Origin of the sequence: Cryobacterium sinapicolor (genome assembly GCF_004403465.1) — a bacterium.
Classification (GTDB): Bacteria; Actinomycetota; Actinomycetes; order Actinomycetales; family Microbacteriaceae; genus Cryobacterium; species Cryobacterium sinapicolor.
The window spans coordinates 50,159-68,226 of record NZ_SOGQ01000015.1; the positions used below are offsets into that span (position 1 = coordinate 50,159).

The 18,068-nt window shown below is 69.5% G+C and carries 19 protein-coding genes; 16 read left to right on the forward strand and 3 right to left on the reverse strand.

Features of this window, described 5'->3' with window-relative positions; all coding sequences use genetic code 11:
• The first annotated feature begins 61 nt into the window (after positions 1 to 61).
• The 10 genes from dnaB (at position 62) to E3T28_RS03450 (ending at position 8,789) form a co-directional block, all read left to right on the forward strand.
• Positions 62 to 1,453 (forward strand): replicative DNA helicase, encoded by a 1,392-nt coding sequence (gene dnaB, locus E3T28_RS03405; RefSeq protein ID WP_134427962.1) that lies wholly within the window; start codon positions 62 to 64, stop codon positions 1,451 to 1,453.
• 139 nt (positions 1,454 to 1,592) lie between these two features.
• On the forward strand, positions 1,593 to 2,750 hold the full coding sequence (locus E3T28_RS03410) for a Re/Si-specific NAD(P)(+) transhydrogenase subunit alpha (protein WP_134428047.1): 1,158 nt from the start codon (positions 1,593 to 1,595) through the stop codon (positions 2,748 to 2,750).
• Positions 2,750 to 3,073 (forward strand): NAD(P) transhydrogenase subunit alpha part 2, encoded by a 324-nt coding sequence (locus tag E3T28_RS03415; protein ID WP_134427964.1) that lies wholly within the window; start codon positions 2,750 to 2,752, stop codon positions 3,071 to 3,073. Before E3T28_RS03410 ends, E3T28_RS03415 begins: the two co-directional genes overlap by 1 nt.
• Positions 3,070 to 4,443 carry an NAD(P)(+) transhydrogenase (Re/Si-specific) subunit beta gene (locus E3T28_RS03420; RefSeq protein WP_134427966.1) on the forward strand — a complete coding sequence of 458 codons (1,374 nt, stop codon included), beginning with the start codon at positions 3,070 to 3,072 and terminating at the stop codon, positions 4,441 to 4,443. Before E3T28_RS03415 ends, E3T28_RS03420 begins: the two co-directional genes overlap by 4 nt.
• 96 nt (positions 4,444 to 4,539) lie before the next feature.
• On the forward strand, positions 4,540 to 5,163 hold the full coding sequence (locus E3T28_RS03425; RefSeq protein WP_134427968.1) for a hypothetical protein: 624 nt from the start codon (positions 4,540 to 4,542) through the stop codon (positions 5,161 to 5,163).
• Positions 5,164 to 5,359: 196 nt separating this feature from the next.
• Positions 5,360 to 5,959, forward strand: a complete 600-nt coding sequence (locus tag E3T28_RS03430; RefSeq protein ID WP_166786911.1) for a copper resistance CopC family protein — start codon at positions 5,360 to 5,362, stop codon at positions 5,957 to 5,959.
• Between the two features lie 85 nt (positions 5,960 to 6,044).
• Positions 6,045 to 6,587: a copper chaperone PCu(A)C gene (locus tag E3T28_RS03435; protein WP_134427972.1), complete on the forward strand. Its 543-nt coding sequence runs from the start codon at positions 6,045 to 6,047 to the stop codon at positions 6,585 to 6,587.
• Positions 6,587 to 7,849, forward strand: a complete 1,263-nt coding sequence (locus E3T28_RS03440; protein ID WP_134427974.1) for a Dyp-type peroxidase — start codon at positions 6,587 to 6,589, stop codon at positions 7,847 to 7,849. The genes E3T28_RS03435 and E3T28_RS03440 overlap by 1 nt, the downstream gene beginning before the upstream one ends.
• 89 nt (positions 7,850 to 7,938) lie before the next feature.
• Positions 7,939 to 8,538 carry an HdeD family acid-resistance protein gene (locus E3T28_RS03445; protein WP_134427976.1) on the forward strand — a complete coding sequence of 200 codons (600 nt, stop codon included), beginning with the start codon at positions 7,939 to 7,941 and terminating at the stop codon, positions 8,536 to 8,538.
• The gene (locus E3T28_RS03450) at positions 8,535 to 8,789 is read left to right on the forward strand and encodes a hypothetical protein (RefSeq protein WP_134427977.1); all 255 of its coding nucleotides are present in this window, start codon (positions 8,535 to 8,537) and stop codon (positions 8,787 to 8,789) included. The genes E3T28_RS03445 and E3T28_RS03450 overlap by 4 nt, the downstream gene beginning before the upstream one ends.
• Before the next feature lie 22 nt (positions 8,790 to 8,811).
• Here E3T28_RS03450 and purB read toward each other — a convergent pair whose 3' ends face one another.
• Entirely contained in the window at positions 8,812 to 10,194 is a 1,383-nt protein-coding gene (gene purB / locus E3T28_RS03455) for an adenylosuccinate lyase (protein ID WP_134427979.1), read from the reverse strand.
• Positions 10,191 to 10,718: a low molecular weight protein-tyrosine-phosphatase gene (locus E3T28_RS03460; RefSeq protein WP_134427981.1), complete on the reverse strand. Its 528-nt coding sequence runs from the start codon at positions 10,716 to 10,718 to the stop codon at positions 10,191 to 10,193. The genes purB and E3T28_RS03460 overlap by 4 nt, the downstream gene beginning before the upstream one ends.
• A 141-nt stretch (positions 10,719 to 10,859) precedes the next feature.
• Here E3T28_RS03460 and E3T28_RS03465 point away from each other — a divergent pair, with 141 nt between their 5' ends.
• A complete protein-coding gene (locus tag E3T28_RS03465) occupies positions 10,860 to 11,213 on the forward strand; it encodes a hypothetical protein (RefSeq protein ID WP_134427983.1) in 354 nt (117 codons plus the stop codon).
• Positions 11,210 to 12,712: an alpha/beta hydrolase family protein gene (locus E3T28_RS03470; RefSeq protein ID WP_134427985.1), complete on the forward strand. Its 1,503-nt coding sequence runs from the start codon at positions 11,210 to 11,212 to the stop codon at positions 12,710 to 12,712. The genes E3T28_RS03465 and E3T28_RS03470 overlap by 4 nt, the downstream gene beginning before the upstream one ends.
• Before the next feature lie 28 nt (positions 12,713 to 12,740).
• Here the strand turns inward: E3T28_RS03470 and E3T28_RS03475 are convergent, their stop codons facing one another.
• A complete protein-coding gene (locus tag E3T28_RS03475) occupies positions 12,741 to 13,133 on the reverse strand; it encodes a phage holin family protein (protein ID WP_134427987.1) in 393 nt (130 codons plus the stop codon).
• A 99-nt stretch (positions 13,134 to 13,232) separates the two neighbouring features.
• Here E3T28_RS03475 and E3T28_RS03480 point away from each other — a divergent pair, with 99 nt between their 5' ends.
• The 4 genes from E3T28_RS03480 (at position 13,233) to E3T28_RS03495 (ending at position 18,065) form a co-directional block, all read left to right on the forward strand.
• A complete protein-coding gene (locus tag E3T28_RS03480; protein ID WP_134427989.1) occupies positions 13,233 to 14,336 on the forward strand; it encodes a histidinol-phosphate transaminase in 1,104 nt (367 codons plus the stop codon).
• 4 nt (positions 14,337 to 14,340) lie between these two features.
• Positions 14,341 to 15,468, forward strand: a complete 1,128-nt coding sequence (locus E3T28_RS03485) for a thiamine pyrophosphate-dependent dehydrogenase E1 component subunit alpha (RefSeq protein ID WP_241979141.1) — start codon at positions 14,341 to 14,343, stop codon at positions 15,466 to 15,468.
• A gap of 119 nt (positions 15,469 to 15,587) precedes the next feature.
• Positions 15,588 to 16,547: an alpha-ketoacid dehydrogenase subunit beta gene (locus E3T28_RS03490; RefSeq protein WP_134428051.1), complete on the forward strand. Its 960-nt coding sequence runs from the start codon at positions 15,588 to 15,590 to the stop codon at positions 16,545 to 16,547.
• A gap of 132 nt (positions 16,548 to 16,679) precedes the next feature.
• Positions 16,680 to 18,065, forward strand: coding sequence for a dihydrolipoamide acetyltransferase family protein (locus E3T28_RS03495; protein WP_134427991.1), 1,386 nt, complete (start codon positions 16,680 to 16,682; stop codon positions 18,063 to 18,065).
• Positions 18,066 to 18,068: the final 3 nt, after the last annotated feature.

Consider the following 18,068-nt stretch of genomic DNA (forward strand, 5'->3'; position numbering starts at 1 on the left):
GGGTCCGGCAGCGATGTCGGAGGGCCCTGATAGAACTGCACCACGACTAAAGGAGGCACAAGTGTCGATCTCTCACTTGGGTCTGGCCGACAAGCGCGGGGTCGACTCGCGCGGAGGACTGGAAGCCCGGCACACCGAGCGAACGCTCCCGCACGACCTTCTCGCCGAGCAGAGCGCCCTCGGCGGAATGATGCTGAGCAAGGATGCCGTCGCCGATGTCGTCGAGACCGTGCGCGCCGCGGACTTCTACATTCCCAAGCACGAGATCATCTTCGATGCAATCCTGTCGCTCTATGCCCAGGGCGAGCCGACGGACGTCATCGCCGTCACCGACGAGCTCACCAAGCTCGGCGAACTGTCCCGGGCCGGCGGTGCCGACTACCTGCACACCCTCACGAGCCTCGTGCCGACCGCCGCGAACGCCGGCTTCTACTCCTCGATCGTTGCCGAGCGGGCCCTCCTCCGTCGCCTCGTCGAGGTCGGCACCCGCATCGCCCAGATGGGCTACTCCGGTGAGGGCGAGGTGCTCGACCTGGTGAACACCGCCCAGGCCGAGGTCTACGCCGTCACCGGCGGCAGCGAAACCGAGGACTATGTTCCACTCACCGACGCGGTCACGGCCGCGATCGAGGAGATCGAGGCCGCCAAGCTCAAAGACGGCCAGATGACCGGTGTTCCCACCGGCTTCGCCGACATGGACGAGCTCACCAACGGCTTCCACCCCGGACAGCTGATCATCGTGGCGGCGCGTCCCGCGCTGGGTAAGTCCACGCTCGCCCTCGACTTCGCCCGGGCAGCCTCCATCAAGCACGACATGCCCAGCATCTTCTTCTCCCTGGAAATGGGGCGCAGCGAAATTGCGATGCGTCTGCTCGCGGCCGAGGCATCCGTGCCCCTGCAGAGCATGCGCAAGGGCGCGGTCGACGCGCGCGACTGGACCACCATCGCCGCCACCCGCGGCCGCATCAACGATGCCCCGCTCTACATCGACGACAGCCCCAACATGACCCTGGTGGAGATCCGGGCCAAATGCCGCCGGCTGAAGCAGCGGGTTGGCCTCAAGATGGTCATCATCGACTACCTGCAGCTGATGACGTCGGGCAAGAAGGTCGAATCGCGCCAGCAGGAGGTCAGTGAGTTCTCCCGCGCGCTCAAGCTGATGGCCAAGGAACTCCAGGTTCCCGTCATCGCCCTCTCCCAGCTCAACCGTGGTCCCGAGCAGCGCGCCGACAAGATGCCGGCCATCTCCGACCTGCGCGAGTCTGGTTCGCTCGAGCAGGACGCCGACATGGTCATCCTCCTGCACCGCGAGAGCGCGTACGAGAAAGACAATCCGCGTGCCGGCGAGGCCGACCTGATCGTCGCCAAGCACCGGAACGGCCCCACCCGCACCGTCACGGTCGCGTTCCACGGCCACTATTCCCGCTTTGCGGACATGGTGCCGGGAGCCTAGCCGCGCCGCCGCCGCCCGGTCATATACACCGGGCGGCACCCGAACCGCACTACGCTACGAGCGGGGATGAAAGTGCCGCGCAAGCGTTCGGAACGGTCCGTTCTCGCTCGTGGCCGGTCGCCACGAAGGAGACATGCGCGTGAGAGTCGGCATCGGACGAGAACGTCTGCAGGGTGAGCGCCGGGTTGCGGCGACTCCCGAGACAGTGACCCAGCTCATGGCCCTCGGACTCGAGGTTCTGATCGAAACCGGTGCGGGCGACGCGTCCGGTCACAGTGACGCCGCCTACACGGATGCCGGTGGCACCGTCGTGCCGCACCTCACTCCGGGCGACCTCGACGTCTACTGTCACGTCCGCCCCCTCGACCGGGAGTTCGCGGCCACTCTCCGCCCCGGCACGATCACGGTCGGCCTGGCCTCGCCGGCCTCCGAGCTGGCCACTGTGGCCGCCCTGGCCGCGGCAGGCGCCACGGCCTTCGCCCTCGAGCTGGTGCCGCGCATCTCCCGCGCGCAGTCGATGGACGCGCTCACTTCCCAGTCGCTCGTCTCCGGCTACCGGGTGGTGCTCGAGGCGGCCATCCGTTTCCCCCGTTTCTTCCCGCTCTACATGACCGCTGCCGGAACGATTCCGCCGGCCCGCGTGCTCGTGCTGGGCGCAGGCGTGGCCGGACTGCAGGCTATCGCCACGGCCAAGCGCCTCGGCGCCCGGGTGTCGGGCTACGACGTGCGACCGGCCTCGGCCGATGAGGTGACCTCCATGGGCGGTACCTTCGTGAACCTCGACCTGGATGCCGTGGAGGGCACGGGCGGCTACGCCCGCGAACTCAGCGAAGACCGTGCCGTGCGCCAGCGCGAACTTCTCGCGCCGTACGTGGCCGCCGCCGACGTGATGATCACCACGGCGGCCATCCCCGGCCGGGCGGCCCCGCTGCTCGTCACGCACGACATGGTGGCCGCGATGCGCCCGGGCTCGGTCGTGATCGACCTGGCCGCCGAAACCGGGGGGAACGTCGAGGGTGTTGTCGCCGGTGCGGACACCCTGGTGCCCACCCGGGCCGGTGACGGCTCCGTGACGCTGGTCGGTATGAAGGATGCTCCCTCCACGATGCCGGCGGATGCCTCCCGGCTTTTCGCCAAGAACGTGGCCAACTTGCTCGCCCTGATGACCGTCGATGGCCGGGTGACGCCCGACTTCACCGACGAGGTCGTCGCCGGGGCCTGCCTGACGCATGACGGCACGATCCGGCACGAACCGACGGCCGCCGCTGTGGCCGCCGCCGGGACAGGAGAACACTGATGGATCCGATCACCCTGCTGACCGTCGTCGTGCTGACGGTCTTCGTCGGCTTCGAGGTCGTCTCGAAGGTCTCGAGCACGCTGCACACCCCGCTGATGAGTGGCGCGAACGCCATCCACGGCATCATCCTGATCGGCGCCATCATCGTTGCCGGACAGACCCTGGAGCCGTGGCTGCTCGCGGTCGCCCTGCTCGCGGTGGTGATGGCCACCGCCAACCTGGTCGGCGGCTTCGTCGTGACCGACCGGATGCTCAAGATGTTCGCCCCCCGCAAACCGGCCGGCGCCGAGACGAAGACCGACCCGAAGGACGCGACGAAATGAGCCTGCTCAGCCCCGAGTGGACCGGCCTGCTCTACCTGATCGCCGCGGTCTGCTTCATCCTCGCCCTGCGGGGGCTCTCCTCCCCGAAGACCGCCCGACGCGGCAACCTGATCGGGGCCGCCGGTGCACTGCTGGCCGTGATCACCGTCTTCCTCTCCGCCCGGATCGAGAACATCCCGGCCATCCTCATCGCCATCGCGGTGGGCTCGGCCATCGCCGCCCCCATCTCGCGGCGCGTGGAGATGACGCAGATGCCCCAGCTCGTGGCGCTGTTCAACGGCGTCGGCGGCGGCGCCGCGGCACTGGTCGCCCTGCTGGAACTCGGCAGCACCGACAGCCCGTGGAGCAAGGTCGCCGTGGTCTTCACGATGCTCATCGGGGCCGTCTCGTTCTCCGGTTCCGCGGTCACCGTCGGCAAGCTGCAGGGTCTGATCAGTTCCCGGCCGCTCATCTTCCCTGGCCTCGCAATCGTGATGGGCGGCGTGGTCCTGGCCGCACTCGTCGCCGGCGGATTCGTCGTCGCCACCGGTGCGGCCGGCTGGGCCATCGCACTGCTCGTGCTGGGACTACTCGTCGGGGCGCTGCTCGTGCTCCCCGTCGGCGGGGCCGACGTGCCGATCGTGATCTCCCTGCTCAACGCCTTCACCGGCCTGGCCGTCGCGGCCTCAGGCATCGTGCTGGGCAACCTGCTCCTCGTGGTGGCCGGCACCCTCGTGGGTGCCAGCGGCACGATCCTGACCCGGGCGATGGCATCCGCCATGGGTCGCGGCGTGAACGGGATCCTGTTCGGAGCGTTCAAGGGCGGTTCCACCGCCGGGTCGACCGCCCAGAGCGACCGACCCGTGCGCAGCTCCAACGCGGAAGACGTCGCCGTGCTGCTCAACTACGCCCAGCGGGTGGTCATCGTGCCCGGCTACGGCCTCGCCGTGGCGCAGGGCCAGCACACCATCGCCGAACTCGCCACCACCCTCGAGGCGCGCGGCGTCGAGGTCGTCTTCGCAATCCACCCGGTGGCCGGGCGCATGCCGGGGCACATGAACGTACTCCTCGCGGAGGCGAACGTGCCCTACGAGGCGCTCAAGGAGATGGCCGAGGTCAACCCCGAATTCAAGAACACGGATGTCGCCCTCGTCGTCGGCGCCAACGACGTGGTCAACCCGGCCGCGAAGACATCGCCCGGCTCACCGATCTACGGCATGCCCATCCTCGACGTCGGCGAGGCCCGGCAGGTGGTGTTCCTCAAGAGGTCGATGCGTCCCGGTTTCGCCGGCATCGAGAACGAGCTGCTCTACGACCCGAAGACGACTCTGCTGTTCGGCGACGCCAAGGACTCACTGACGAAGGTGCTCGGCGCGGTCAACGCGCTCTGAGCCTCACGCCCGCCCGGGCCCGTGGCACAGGTCCGGGCGGTAAGCTGCAAGCAGGGATTCGACCCAGGCTTGGGCGAGCCGGGGCGAGGGAGAGCCATGACGAGCAGGTGGGCGCGTTTCGGTCGCGGCTGGCTGACCGCATCCGTCGCCGTCTTCGTCGCCGCCCTTTCCCACCTGGCTGCGGGCGGCAATGCCCCCGGCTGGTTGAGCGTGGGTCTGGCCCTCGCGTTTGCGGGGATCGCGTCCGTGCTGCTGGCCGGCAAAAGTCTCTCGCTACCGCGACTGTCCGTCTCCGTCGGGGTCAGCCAGCTGCTGCTGCACGTTCTGTTCGGTCTCGGCGGGGCCTCCGGCGTGACGATGACGAGCGCGTCCCATCACGGAGCCGTGACCCTCGCCGACGGGTCGGCCTCCCCTCTGATGCACTCGGCCGGCGTCATGCCGGGCGGCTGGATGTGGATCGCGCATGCCCTGGCCGCCGTCGTCACCATTGCCGCGCTGCGCCGCGGGGAGAAGACCTTCTGGGCTCTGCTCGAGGAGACGACGAACCGTCTCATCGCGGTCCTGATCGAACGCCTCGCCCCGGCCACGATCGGCGCGCAGGCGGCGACGGGTCGCCCTGCCTTCGGCCGGGTCTTCGTTCCGGCCGATCTTGGAGTGCTGCTCTCGAGTGTGCTTCGCCGCGGCCCGCCCCTGACCCCCCTGACCCCCCTGGCCCTCTGAGGCACAGATCCTGTGCGGCTGTGACCTCGGCGCCGTGACCCCTGTGACTCCCTGACGCCCCGACCGGATGGCTCCGCTCGCGCCCGGTGAGGCCTTCGGCGTCTGCGCGCCTACCCCGAGACGACCGGCACTGCTGTGCGCGGTTCTCCCGAGAAACCCCCGCTTCACCTCCACCCTCCACGAATTGGAGATTTCGATGACTTCTGCCCCACCCCGTCGCCCGGCTGCTGCCGTTTTGCTCACCGTGCTGGTGATAGCCCTGTCCGTTCTCAGCCCGGTAGCTCCGGCGGCGAACGCGCACGACTCGGTGCTGCTGACCGAGCCGGCCGACGGTGAGCAGGTCGACCCTGCTCCTACCGAGATCGCCATCACCTTCACGGACGCGATCCTCGAGCTCGGCGCAATCGTCATGGTCGTCGACGATGATCAGAAGAACTGGGCCGAAGGCGACATGCGGCTCGAGGGGTCGCAGGCCACGCAGCCGGTGGCGGCGGACCTGCCCGACGGCGCCTACGACGTTCGCTGGCGGGTCGTCTCCGCCGACGGGCATCCAGTGTCGGGCGCCTTCGCATTCACCGTGGGCGACGTGGAGCCCGAGCCGGCGGCAACCGAGACTGCGACCCCGGCGCCGAACCCGTCGAGTGATACCGACGCGGCCACCGCACACTCGGAAGACAACGCCGACGCCGCAACGGGACTCCCACTGGTCGTGGTGGGTCTCATCGGCGCCCTGGTCGGGCTCGCCGTCTTGGCCCTGCTCATGGTCTGGCGAGCCCGGCGCCGCCGCAACCCGTGAAGCACCTGAAGCACATGAGGCACCTGCAGCACCCGCACCGCACTGCTTCCCGAACACTCGACGAACCACAACAGGAGAAACTCCCATGAAGCTCAACACCGCTCCCACCCGCCTCTCCGTTGCCGCCGCCGCACTGATGCTCGCCCTCTCGGGCTGCGCCGGCGCGACCGAGACGCCCGCCGAGACGACCGGCAGCGCCACCGCGGCCGACACCCTGACCATGACGGATGCCTGGGTCAAGGCGAACGAGGACGGCATGACCGGCGCCTTCGGTCTGCTCGAGAACTCCGGCACCGAGGACATCACGGTCGTCTCGGCCGAGACGACCGCGGCCTCGATGATCGAACTGCACGAAACCGTCGCCAACGACGCCGGCGACATGGTCATGCAGGAGAATCCGGACGGCTTCGTGGTGCCCGCCGACGGCTCGATCGAGCTCGCCCCGGGCGGCAGCCACATCATGCTGATGGGGCTCACCGGCCCGCTCACGGCCGGCGATGAGGCGACCTTCACCTTGACCCTCGATGACGGGTCGAGCCTCGAGTTTTCAGCACCGGTCAAGGACTACACCGGCGCCAACGAAACGTACGAGGGCGACCCCGAGATGGATACGGACACCGACAACTAGTGAGTTCCAACGCACGGAACGATGTAAGCGAACAGCAAGAGTCGGCGGCCAAAACCGGCCATCGGCTCAGCCGGCGGCACCTCCTTCTGGGTGGTGCCGCCGCGGGGATCGGCGCCGCCGGTGCCATCGGCGTCGACGTCGTCGTCAAGGGCGGGATCGGCGCCTCCGCACCGCAGACGGTGCCGCTCTTCAGCGGCACCGCGGCCGTGCCCTTCTTCGGCGTGCACCAGGCCGGGGTCGACACCGAGCCGCAGTCCCGGGTCACGTTCGTCGCCCTCAACCTGCTCCCGGAGGTCGATCGGGCCGCACTCCGCCGGATGATGCGCATCCTGACCGACGACGCCGCCCGGCTCACCCAGGGCGAGGCGGCCCTGGCCGACTCCGAACCCGAACTGGCCGTCGTGCCGGCACGGCTGACGGTCACCTTCGGCTTCGGGCCCGGCCTCGTCGCCGTCGCCGGGGGAGAGGCTCCCGGCTGGCTGCGGCCCCTGCCCGCGTTCACGATCGACCGGCTCCAACCGGAATGGAACGACGGGGACCTGCTGCTGCAGATCGCCTCCGACGACCCGCTGACCGTTGCCCACGCCACCCGGATGCTGCTGAAGGACCTGCGCTCCTTCGCGACGGTGCGCTGGGTTCAGTCCGGTTTCCGCCGGGCGGCCGGTTCCGAGAAGCCCGGCACCACCATGCGCAACCTGTTCGGCCAGGTGGACGGCACCGCGAACCCCGACGTCGGCACGACCGACTTCGATGGCCTGGTCTGGAGCCAGGCCGACAACCCCGGCTGGCTGGTGGGAGGAACCGGCTTCGTCCTGCGCCGGATCAGCATGAACCTGGACAAGTGGGACGGGCTCGACCGCTCGGGCCGCGAGTCCGCGATCGGGCGCACGCTGGCCAATGGGGCGCCGTTGACGGGCACGCAGGAGCAGGACGTGCCCGACTTCACCGCGACGACCCCGCTCGGGTTCCCGGTCATCCCCGAGTTCTCCCACCTGCGCCGCGCCCGTTCCGAGAACACGGCCCAGCGCATCCATCGCCGCGGCTACAACTACGACGACGCACCCACCGGTGCCGCGGTCTCCAACTCCGGCCTGCTGTTCGCCTGTTTCCAGGCGGATGTCGACGCACAGTTCGTCCCCATCCAGACGCGCCTCGACACCCTCGACCTGCTCAACGAGTGGACCACCCCGATCGGTTCCGCGGTGTTCGCGATTCCGCCGGGATGCACGAAGAACGGCTACATCGGGGACACCCTGTTCTGACCTTCCTGCGCGACCCTGGGCCCGGCGGAGGCCCAGGGCCGCCCGCGTAGACTGGATCCGACTCAACCCGCAATGAAAGAGGTCGCCGCGTGGCGAACGCCCAGGCTCCACAGTCCACCACAGGCCGGTACTGGCTGGTGCCGGTGCTGCGCGCCGCCCTTGCCCTGATCCCGGCGGCCGCGATCACGTTCAACGCCGATCATTCCGCGGAGTTCGGCCTGTTCATGTTCGGGGGGTTCGCGCTGGTCAGCGGCCTCACCGTGGGTCTGCTCAGCCGGCGTGCGCTCGCCGACCCGCGGGAGCGGTCCCTCTTTCTGGTGCAGGGCGCCGTGGGTGTCGCCGCCGGACTCCTCGCGCTGGTCTTCCACGCGGGCGGGCTCGGGTTCTTCCTCTTCCTGGTGTCCGTTTGGGCGGCGGTGACCGGTTTCCTCGAGCTGTACAGCGGCATCCGTGCGCGTCGGCGCGACCCGGCCGATCGTGACTGGTTGCTGGTCGGCGCCGTCACCGCCCTGCTGGCCGTGATCTTCCTGCTGCTGCCGCCCAACGCCGTGGTGTCGGTCGGCCTGTTCGGCGCCTACCTCGTGCTGCTCGGCGTCTACCTGGCCATCGCCGGGTTCTCCCTCAAGTGGGCCGGCACGGATGCCGCCCGCACCCGCACGGCCTCACCCAACGATTCGGACACCCTGTGACCCAGAACACCCCGCGCAAGCCCAGCCGTTCCGAGAAGCTCAAGCCGATCGAGCTGGTCGGATTCTCCGCCGTGATGGCCGTTTTCCTCGGCCTCACGGTTCTGATGAGCACCCGGGACGTGGTGCTGGCGCTGATCGGCTTCGGCGGCACGTTCATTCTCGTGCTCGTGGTGATCGCGATGCTCGTGCTCGGCATGAAGCCGAACCCGGCTGAGCGGTCCGACCTCGACGAGCAGAACCGCGGCCTCTGATCGGAACCGGCCCGCGCAGCCGTTACGTCAGGTAGTCGAGCAGCGGGTCCGCGAGGCCGACGTAGCTGCCCGGGGTCAGCTCGAGCAGCCGCGCCTTGGCGGCGTCGCCGATCTCCAGCCCCGTGACGAAGGCCACCAGGTCGTCCCGGTTGATGCGCTTGCCGCGGGTGAGTTCCTTGAGCAGGGCGTAGGGGTCCTCGATCGTGGAGCGCCCCGCCGACACCTCGGCGCGGATCACGGTCTGGATCGCCTCGCCGAGGATCTCCCAGTTCGCGTCGAGGTCTCGGGCGAGCATGGCGCGGTCGATGTCGATCTCGCCGAGGCCCCGCACGATGTTGTCGAGGGCGAGCAGGGAGTGCCCGAAGCCGACGCCGATGTTGCGCTGCGTGGTGGAGTCGGTCAGGTCGCGTTGCAGCCGCGACGTCACCAGTGTCGCCGCGAGCGAGTCGAGGATCGCGCTGGACAGCTCGAGGTTGGCCTCCGCGTTCTCGAACCGGATGGGATTGATTTTGTGCGGCATGGTCGATGAGCCCGTGGCCCCGACCTGCGGGATCTGGCGGAAGTAGCCGAGCGAGATGTAGGTCCAGACATCCGTCGCCAAGTTGTGCAGTACCCGGTTCGCGTGGGAGACCCGCGAGTAGAGTTCGGCCTGCCAGTCGTGGGATTCGATCTGCGTGGTCAGCGGGTTCCAGGTGAGCCCGAGGCCCTCGACGAAACCGCGGGACACAGCCGGCCAGTCGACGGCGGGATCGGCCACGACGTGGGCGGCGAAGGTGCCGGTGGCGCCGCTGAACTTGCCCAGGTACTCGCTGCCCTCGACCTGCGAGGCCAGGCGCTCGAGCCGGTAGACGAACACTGCGAGCTCCTTGCCCACCGTGGTGGGCGTCGCCGGCTGGCCGTGCGTGCGGGCCAGCATCGAATCGGCGCGGTACTCGAACGCGCGTAGGCGCAGGGCGCCGATGACGGCACGGAACTTGGGCAGCCAGACCTCGCGCACGGCGTCGCTGACGGTCAGCGCGTAGGACAGGTTATTGATGTCCTCGCTGGTGGCGGCGAAGTGGGTGAGCTCGCTGATGTGGTCGAGGCCCAGGGTGGTGAGACGGCGGCGAACGAGGTACTCGACGGCCTTCACATCGTGCCGGGTGGTGGCCTCCAATACGGCCAGCTCGTCGATCTCCGCCTGGCCGAAGTCGGTGACCAGAGCCCGCAGGGCCAGCTTCTGCTCGGCGTTCAGCGGCACGGAGCCGAACAGGCTGCGGTCGGTGAGGGTAATCAGCCACTCCACCTCGACCTGCACGCGGGCCCGGTTGAGACCGGCCTCGGACAGGTACTCGCCCAATTCGGTGACGGCGGCGCGGTAGCGGCCATCGAGTGGGCTGAGGACCTGGGGCGGTAACGGACTCATCGGACTCCCTGTCGGATTGCGGGTGCAAGCTGCGCGAAGAGCGCTTCATTTGCGCTCTCAATCATGCCAAGAACCGTGTCGAAAAAAGCATCGTCGGAATAGTACGGGTCCGGAACGTCGAGCAGGGGCGCCTGGGCCGCATCGAAACTGAGCAGCAGGCGCACCTTGTTGCGGTCTCGCTCGGTTGTGGCCCAGTTGCGCAGAATTCGTTCCTGCGCACGGTCGAGCACCACAACCAGGTCGAGGTCGGCGAACCACTCGGGGTCGAACTGGCGGGCCCGGTGGTGGCGGCCGTCGTAGCCGCGGGCGGCCAGGGCGGCGATCGTGCGCCGGTCTGCCTGCTCGCCGACGTGCCAGTCCCCGGTGCCGGCCGAGCTGGTCGTGATCAACCGGCCCAGGCCGGAGCGGGTGATCAGGTCGCGCAGCGTCACCTCCGCCATCGGCGAGCGGCAGATGTTGCCGGTGCAGACGAACACGATGCGGAAGGGTGTGGACTCATCGGGCGTGGTCGACACAATGTCCATGACCCCATTGTGTTGCACCGGGACTCCTCCACAGCCGCCGCCGGGCGGCATGTTCCGTGAACTCTCGGATTCGGCACCACCGGTATGGCCGGGGGTGGCACGCTCACTGGCAGCGAATCGGCGGCGCGCAGGAGGGCAGACATGGAGATTCCGGGCACGATTCTGACCGACTACGCGCTGTCGGCACGCCTAGACGGACTCCGGCAGCAACGGATGCTGCTGCGCCGGCTCCGCGACGACGTCGACATCGCCGCCGGCGGGCTCTCGGCCGGCGACCTGACCGGCTCGTGGCGCTCCGAGTCCCAACGGGGCTACGACCGCCGACGCAGCGACCTGGCCGGCGAGCTGCGACGGGCCGCCGGCCTCCTCGACACCGCCCTCACCGAGGTGGTGGCCGCGATCGATCAGGTCGGGGCGGCCCTGGCCGAGGCCGATGCCTGGGGTCCGGTCCCGGCTCTGGCACCCGGCGATGCTCCGGCCTCGGTGTCCCGATGACCGGTGAACCGCCCGGCGGCCCGGGCGACGCCCTGATCGTGTCCGGCGGTGGGAGCACGCTCGTCGCGACCGATACGCTGCTGGCCGAGGCGGCGCGGCTGCGGTTGCTCCAGGGCGACGCCGAGGACTGGCTGGTGCGGCTGGCGCGCATCCAATCACTGGATTCCCACCCTTCCGGCGGCCCGGTGACGGGCGGGCCCGGCGCCGGGATCAGCGTGTTCGCGGCCCGGTCCGCCCTGGTCGGCGTCGCGGAACGCAGCCAGACCCTCGCCGACGCGCTCATCGAGGCGGCGGAGGGCTACGGCCGGGCCGAGCGGCTCAGGGACTGGGCAGCGGGCCTGTCCGGAGCATGGCTGGGCTCCACCCTCGGGCTGCTGGCCCCGCTCCTGGCCCTGGCGGCCATGCCCAGCCTCACGGCCGCGGCGGTGGGGCTCCTGCTTCGCGGGCTGGTCACCGGTCGGCACCCGGGCGACGCGACTGCCGAGGTCGGCGCCTGGTTCCGGGCGCATGCGCGGGCCCTGACCAACCCGGTCTTGGTCGCACTGGTGCGGGTGATCGTCTCGTCGGCCGACGACGCGGCCGCCGGCCGGGCCGGCGTGCCGTTCCCGGTGTCAGTGGCCCTCGGCGACGAGGGCCTCGGCCTGCTCGGGGTGACGACGACCACCGCGGGCCTGGTCGGGCTCGCCCGGCCCCTTGGCCTGCTGCGCGAGACCCCCGTGTCGGTGGAGCGACTCGACGGCCCGGCGCGCGCCCTCGGCCCGCCGCACGCGGGCGCCGCGCCGTCCGGCAGCGGCCACCGGAGCCGGCCCGTGGCGCCGCCGAGCGGTTTCGGGGACCTGGCCGCCCGAATCCCCTCCGTGTCGGAAGGCGCTCCGCAGGTGCGCATCGAACGTTACGGCGGCCCCGATGACGCCTCCTGGGTGGTCTACATCGGCGGCACCGCGGCATGGAGCCCGGTTCCCGGCGAACAACCGTGGGACCTCACCTCCAACCTCGCCGCCGTCGCCGATCAAGGCTCCGGCTCCTACCGGGCGGTTGTGCAGGCCATGCGGGAGGCCGGAGTGGCGCCGGGCGATCCGGTGGTGCCGGTGGGTCACTCGCAGGGCGGACTGGTCGCGGCGCAGCTGGCGGCCTCCGGGGACTTCAACACCGTCGCGGTGGCGACCTTCGGTGGCCCCACCGCCCAGGTGACCCTGCCCGCCGACGCACCGGCCGTCACGGTCGAGCACACCGACGACCTGATCCCGGCACTGGGAGGCACGGTCACCGGCGACGACGAGCGTCTGGTGGTGCGGCGCGAGGTGTTCGCGGAGGTGGAGGTGCCGCTGGACCGGCCACTGCCGGCCCACGCCCTCACGGTCTATCGGGAGACCGGGCTGCTCATGGACGGCTCCGAGGAGCCGCGGCTGCGGGAGTTCCGGGCGACGCTGGGGGAGATCCTCGGCACGCAAGCCGGTGAGTCCTCAAGGTGGCGGGGCATCCGTCTGGCCGACGGCTGACCGTGGCCGGCCGAACGTCGGGGCGGCGCTAGGAGCGGGGATTGACCGGTCGGATCAGAACGCCGAGAATCCAGCTGATGATGCCCAGCACGAGTGCGCCGAGCACACCCCACCAGAAGTCGTCGACCACGAGCCCGAAGCCGACCAGGCCCGAGAACCAGGCCACGATCATCAGTAGGAAACCGTTCACTATCAAGGAGATCAGGCCCAGCGTGAGGATGTAGACCGGGAACGCGACAACCCGCACGAACCCGCCCACCACGCTGTTGACGAAGCCGAAGACCAGGGCGACCAGAAGGTAGGTGACGAGCGTGGGGATCGTGCCCTCGGAGTAGGGATCCACGCGCACACCGCTGACGAGCAGGGTCGTGAGCCACAGGGCGAAGGAGTTGAGGATCAGCTTGATCAGAAATCTGGCCATGCCTCCACTATGGCATCGGCGGTGTCCGCCCGCACGGTAGAGCCAGCCCAGCGCGCAGCCATGCGGCCACGTGAATATGCCGCGGCGTAGAATCGCCGAGTGAGCCCTTCAGACCCGCCCTCGGTACGCCTGCGCCCCGAGATTGTCGCACTCCCGGCCTATCGGCAGGGTCAAGCTGCCGCCGCCAGTGCGTTCAAACTCTCGAGCAACGAGAACCCCTTCGATCCGCTGCCCGGCGTCATCGCCGCCGTGAACGCCGAGACCGCGTACAACCGCTACCCGGATGCCTCGGCCCTGGCCCTGCGTGAACGGCTGGCCACGACGTTCGGCCGGAGCGTCGACGAGGTTCACATCGGCGCCGGGTCCGTGGCCCTCCTGGCCCAGCTCATCCTCGCCGCCGCTGGACCGGGCGACGAGGTGCTCTACTCCTGGCGCTCCTTCGAGGCCTACCCCGGCCTGGTCACCGTGGCCGGCGCCACGAGCGTGCAGGTGCCGAACCGTCCGGACCACGGTCACGACCTGCCCGAGATGGCCACGCGCATCACGCCGCAGACCCGCGTCGTGATCATCTGCAGCCCGAACAATCCGACCGGCACCGTCGTCACGGCCGACGAGTTCGAATCGTTCATGGCGGTGGTGCCGCCGGACCTCCTCGTCATCCTCGACGAGGCCTATTGTGAGTTCGTCACCGACCCGGAGGCGGTCACCGGACTGCCGTTGCTGTCCCGGTTCCCGAACCTGGTCGTGCTGCGCACCTTCTCCAAGGCCTACGGGTTGGCCGGCCTGCGCGTCGGCTACGCCCTTGGTCCCGTCGCCGTGCTCGACGCGGCGCGGTCCACCGCCATTCCCCTCTCGGTCACCGGCGTGGCCGGCGCGGCCGCGATCGCATCCCTCAACGCCGCCGACCAGCTGCTGCGGCGGGTGCGCGCCCTGACCGAGCGGCGCGACCGGGTCTGGCGCCTGCTGGGCGAGCAGGGCTGGAACATCCCGGCGCCGCAGGGCAACTTCATCTGGCTGCCCACCGCCCACGACACCACCGACATCGCCGACGTCCTGTCGGCCGTCGGCCTGATCGTGCGCCCGTTCCCCGAGGGCATCCGAATCTCGATCGGCGAGGAAGAATCTGTGGACAAGCTCCTTGCTATCTGCGCTGACATTGTCGACGATCTACCAACGGGGCACCCAGCCCGGAGGCTAGGTTAGTACGGTGTCAGCGACCCCCAATGCCTCTCCCACGGTGCGACTACTGTCCCCGGAGGGTGTCTTCGCCCCGAGCGAGTCCGCGGCCGAATTCCTGCCCTACCTCGATCGGTTGACCGAGGCCGACTACCGGCGGTTCTACCGCGACATGGTCGTGGTTCGCCGCTTCGACACCGAGGCCGCCAACCTGCAGCGGCAGGGCCAGCTGGCCCTCTGGGTGCCGAGCCATGGCCAGGAGGCCGCCCAGGTCGGCTCCGCCTACGCGACCCGGCCGCAGGATCACGTCTTCCCGTCCTATCGCGAGCACGTTGTCGGCATGATCCGCGGCCTCGACCCCGTCGACATCCTGCGGATGCTGCGCGGCGTCACCCTCGGCGGCTGGACCCCCGAGGACCACGGCAACTTCCACCTCTACACGCTGGTGCTGGCCTCGCAGACCCTGCACGCCACGGGCTACGCGATGGGCATGCAGCTCGACGGCGCCACCGCGACCGGCGACCCCGAGACCGACCAGGCCGTCATCGTGTACTACGGCGACGGAGCCTCGTCGCAGGGCGACGCCAACGAGGCGCTCGTCTTCGCCGCCAGCTACCAGACCCCGCAGGTCTTCTTCCTGCAGAACAACCACTGGGCCATCTCGGTGCCGGTGACCCGGCAGTCCCGCACGCCGCTCTACCTGCGCGCCGCGGGCTTCGGTATGCCTGGCACCCAGATCGACGGAAACGACGTGCTCGCCAGCTTCGCGGTGACGGCCAAGCACCTCGACGACGCCCGCGCCGGCAAGGGCCCGGCCCTGATCGAGGCCCTGACCTACCGGGTCGGCGCCCACACCACGGCCGACGACCCCACCAAGTATCGCGACCCGGAACAGCTGGCCTACTGGGTGGCCCGCGACCCGATCGCGCGCTTCCGCAGCTATCTGCAGGGCCTCGGCGTCGAGCAGGAGTTCCTCGACGCCGTCGATGAGGAGGCGGACGACTACGCCGCGGATGTGCGCCGCCGGGCTCTCGACATCCACTCCCCGGAGAAGGCCGTCATCTTCGACAACGTCTACGCCGAACCCCACCCGCTGATCCAGGAACAGAAGGCCTGGCTCGACCGCTACGAGGAATCCTTCGAAGGAGGCGACGCGTGAGCGACACGATCGTGACGAGCACCACCAGCCACGCGACCCCGACCGCCCCGGCCTCGGTCCCGGCGTCCTCGGCCGCAAGCGAGCGAGCGCTCCCCGGAACGGGCAAGACGAGCCTGCCCATGACGAAGGCCCTCAACGCGGGCCTGCGCCAGGCCATGCGGGACAACCCGAAAGTCCTGATGATGGGCGAGGACATCGGCCCCCTGGGCGGCGTCTTCCGCGTCACCGAGGGTCTGATCGCCGAATTCGGCGACAAGCGAGTGCTCGACACCCCGCTGGCCGAGTCGGGCATCATCGGCACGGCCATCGGCCTGGCTCTGCGCGGCTACCGGCCGGTCTGCGAGATCCAGTTCGACGGTTTCGTCTTCCCCGGCTTCGACCAGATCACCAGCCAGCTGGCACGGATGCGCAACCGGCACGAGGGTCAGGTCACCATGCCCGTCGTGATCCGCATCCCCTACGGCGGCCACATCGGCTCGATCGAACACCACCAGGAGAGCCCGGAGACGTACTTCGCGCACACGCCGGGTCTGCGCGTGATCAGTCCGTCGAACCCGCACGACGCCTACTGGATGATGCAGGAGGCCATCGCCTCCGACGACCCGGTCATCTTCTTCGAGCCCAAGAGCCGCTACTGGCCCAAGGGCGAGGTAAACCTCGCCGAAAGCGGCATACCCCTGCACGCCAGCCGCGTCGTGCGGAGCGGCACGGATGCCACGGTCGTCGGCCACGGCGCCATGGTCAGTGTCCTGCTGCAGGCCGCGGATCTCGCGGCCGTGGAGGGCACCAGCATCGAGGTCATCGACCTGCGCTCGATCTCACCGATCGACTACGGCCCCATCCTCACCTCGGTCGAGAAGACCGGGCACCTGGTCGTCGCCCAGGAGGCCCACGGCTTCGTCAGCGTCGGATCGGAGATCGCCGCGACCGTCATGGAGAAGGCGTTCTACCTGCTCGAGGCTCCCGTGCTTCGCGTCTCCGGTTTCGACACCCCCTTCCCGCCGGCCGCCGTCGAAACGCACTTCCTGCCCAGCCCGGACCGCGTGCTCGAGGCCGTCGACCGCGCCCTCTCCTACTGATTCCCACTGATTCCTCGTGATCCCAGCACAGCTCCCCCGACAGTCACCTTTCCGGTCGAGAGTGCCCGTTCCGCGGGTCACCTTCGACCGGAACGGCCACTCTCGCCTCACCAATAGCAAGGAGCGCACTCGATGAGCGTGTCGAAATTCACACTGCCCGACGTCGGCGAGGGTCTCACCGAGGCCGAAATCGTGGAATGGAGGGTCGCGCCCGGCGACACCGTGTCGATCAACCAGGTGCTGGTCGAGATCGAGACCGCGAAGTCGCTGGTCGAGTTACCGTCGCCCTACGTCGGCGTGGTCGGCGAGATCCTGGTGACGCCCGGCACGACCGTCGACGTCGGAACGGTCATCATCACGATCGTGGCCGAGACCGTCACCGCCCCGGCCGGGTCGAACGAAGCGCCCGCCAATGGCGCCGGCGGCGCCGGTGAGCTGGCCGGTGCGGCAGCGGATGCCGGCTCCACCATCACGGACGAGCCGGCCGAGACGCAGGGCGCAGTTCTGGTCGGGCGCGGCGCCGCGGCCACCATGCCCACCCGGCGCAAGCGCCACGGGGTCACCCCCGTCGCCCACGAGTCGATCGCGCCGCCGCCCGTGCGCCACGAGCGCCCGGCCGCGCAGCCGTTCCCGCAGTTGCCGCGCGCGGCATCCGCTGGCCCCGTCATCGCTAAGCCGCCGATCCGCAAACTCGCGAAGGACCTCGGCGTGGACCTGTCCCTGGTCGAGGCGACCGGTCCGGTCGGCGATGTCACCCGCGAGGACGTTCTGCGGGGGGCCACCCAGGCCAGCGTTTTCCGTAACATCCAGACCCCGGAATGGCCCAGCGACCGCGAGGAGCGCATCCCGGTCAAGGGCGTGCGCAAGGCCATCGCCCAGGCCATGGTCTCCAGCGCCTTCAGCGCACCGCACGTGAGTCTCTTCGTCGACGTGGACGCCACCCGCACAATGGAGTTCGTCAAACGGCTCAAGGCCTCCACCGACTTCGCCGGCGTGCGCGTGTCGCCCATGCTGATCATGGCCAAGGCCATGATCTGGGCCGTGCGGCGTAACCCCACGGTCAACTCGGTGTTCACCGACGAGGAAGTCGTGATCAAGCACTACGTGAACCTGGGCATCGCGGCGGCCACCCCGCGCGGGCTCATCGTGCCCAATGTGAAGGAAGCGCAGGACATGAGCCTGCTCGAACTGGCCCGCGCCCTCGAGAAGCTCACGATCACCGCGCGGGACGGCAAAACCTCACCGGCGGATATGGCGAATGGCACGATCACGATCACGAACATCGGTGTCTTCGGGATGGACACCGGCACGCCCATCCTCAACTCCGGTGAGGCCGGCATCGTCGCCCTGGGCACGATCAAACCCAAGCCGTGGGTTGTCGACGGCGAGGTGCGGGTGCGCCAGGTGACGACCATCGGCGCAAGCTTCGACCACCGGGTGGTCGACGGAGATGTCGCGAGCCGCTTCCTGGCCGATGTCGCGAGCATCATCGAGGAGCCCGCGCTGCTGCTCGAGTAGGGT

What these genes read in the sequence shown, in the direction of transcription:
- E3T28_RS03435 (WP_134427972.1), top strand. Translation starts at nt 6,045, where the DNA reads ATGAAGCTCAACACCGCTCCCACCCGCCTCTCCGTTGCCGCCGCCGCA.
- E3T28_RS03460 (WP_134427981.1), bottom strand. Translation starts at nt 10,718, where the DNA reads ATGGACATTGTGTCGACCACGCCCGATGAGTCCACACCCTTCCGCATC.
- E3T28_RS03475 (WP_134427987.1), bottom strand. Translation starts at nt 13,133, where the DNA reads ATGGCCAGATTTCTGATCAAGCTGATCCTCAACTCCTTCGCCCTGTGG.
- purB (WP_134427979.1), bottom strand. Translation starts at nt 10,194, where the DNA reads ATGAGTCCGTTACCGCCCCAGGTCCTCAGCCCACTCGATGGCCGCTAC.
- E3T28_RS03425 (WP_134427968.1), top strand. Translation starts at nt 4,540, where the DNA reads ATGACGAGCAGGTGGGCGCGTTTCGGTCGCGGCTGGCTGACCGCATCC.
- E3T28_RS03430 (WP_166786911.1), top strand. Translation starts at nt 5,360, where the DNA reads ATGACTTCTGCCCCACCCCGTCGCCCGGCTGCTGCCGTTTTGCTCACC.
- E3T28_RS03415 (WP_134427964.1), top strand. Translation starts at nt 2,750, where the DNA reads ATGGATCCGATCACCCTGCTGACCGTCGTCGTGCTGACGGTCTTCGTC.
- E3T28_RS03470 (WP_134427985.1), top strand. Translation starts at nt 11,210, where the DNA reads ATGACCGGTGAACCGCCCGGCGGCCCGGGCGACGCCCTGATCGTGTCC.
- E3T28_RS03465 (WP_134427983.1), top strand. Translation starts at nt 10,860, where the DNA reads ATGGAGATTCCGGGCACGATTCTGACCGACTACGCGCTGTCGGCACGC.
- E3T28_RS03495 (WP_134427991.1), top strand. Translation starts at nt 16,680, where the DNA reads ATGAGCGTGTCGAAATTCACACTGCCCGACGTCGGCGAGGGTCTCACC.
- E3T28_RS03490 (WP_134428051.1), top strand. Translation starts at nt 15,588, where the DNA reads ATGACGAAGGCCCTCAACGCGGGCCTGCGCCAGGCCATGCGGGACAAC.
- E3T28_RS03420 (WP_134427966.1), top strand. Translation starts at nt 3,070, where the DNA reads ATGAGCCTGCTCAGCCCCGAGTGGACCGGCCTGCTCTACCTGATCGCC.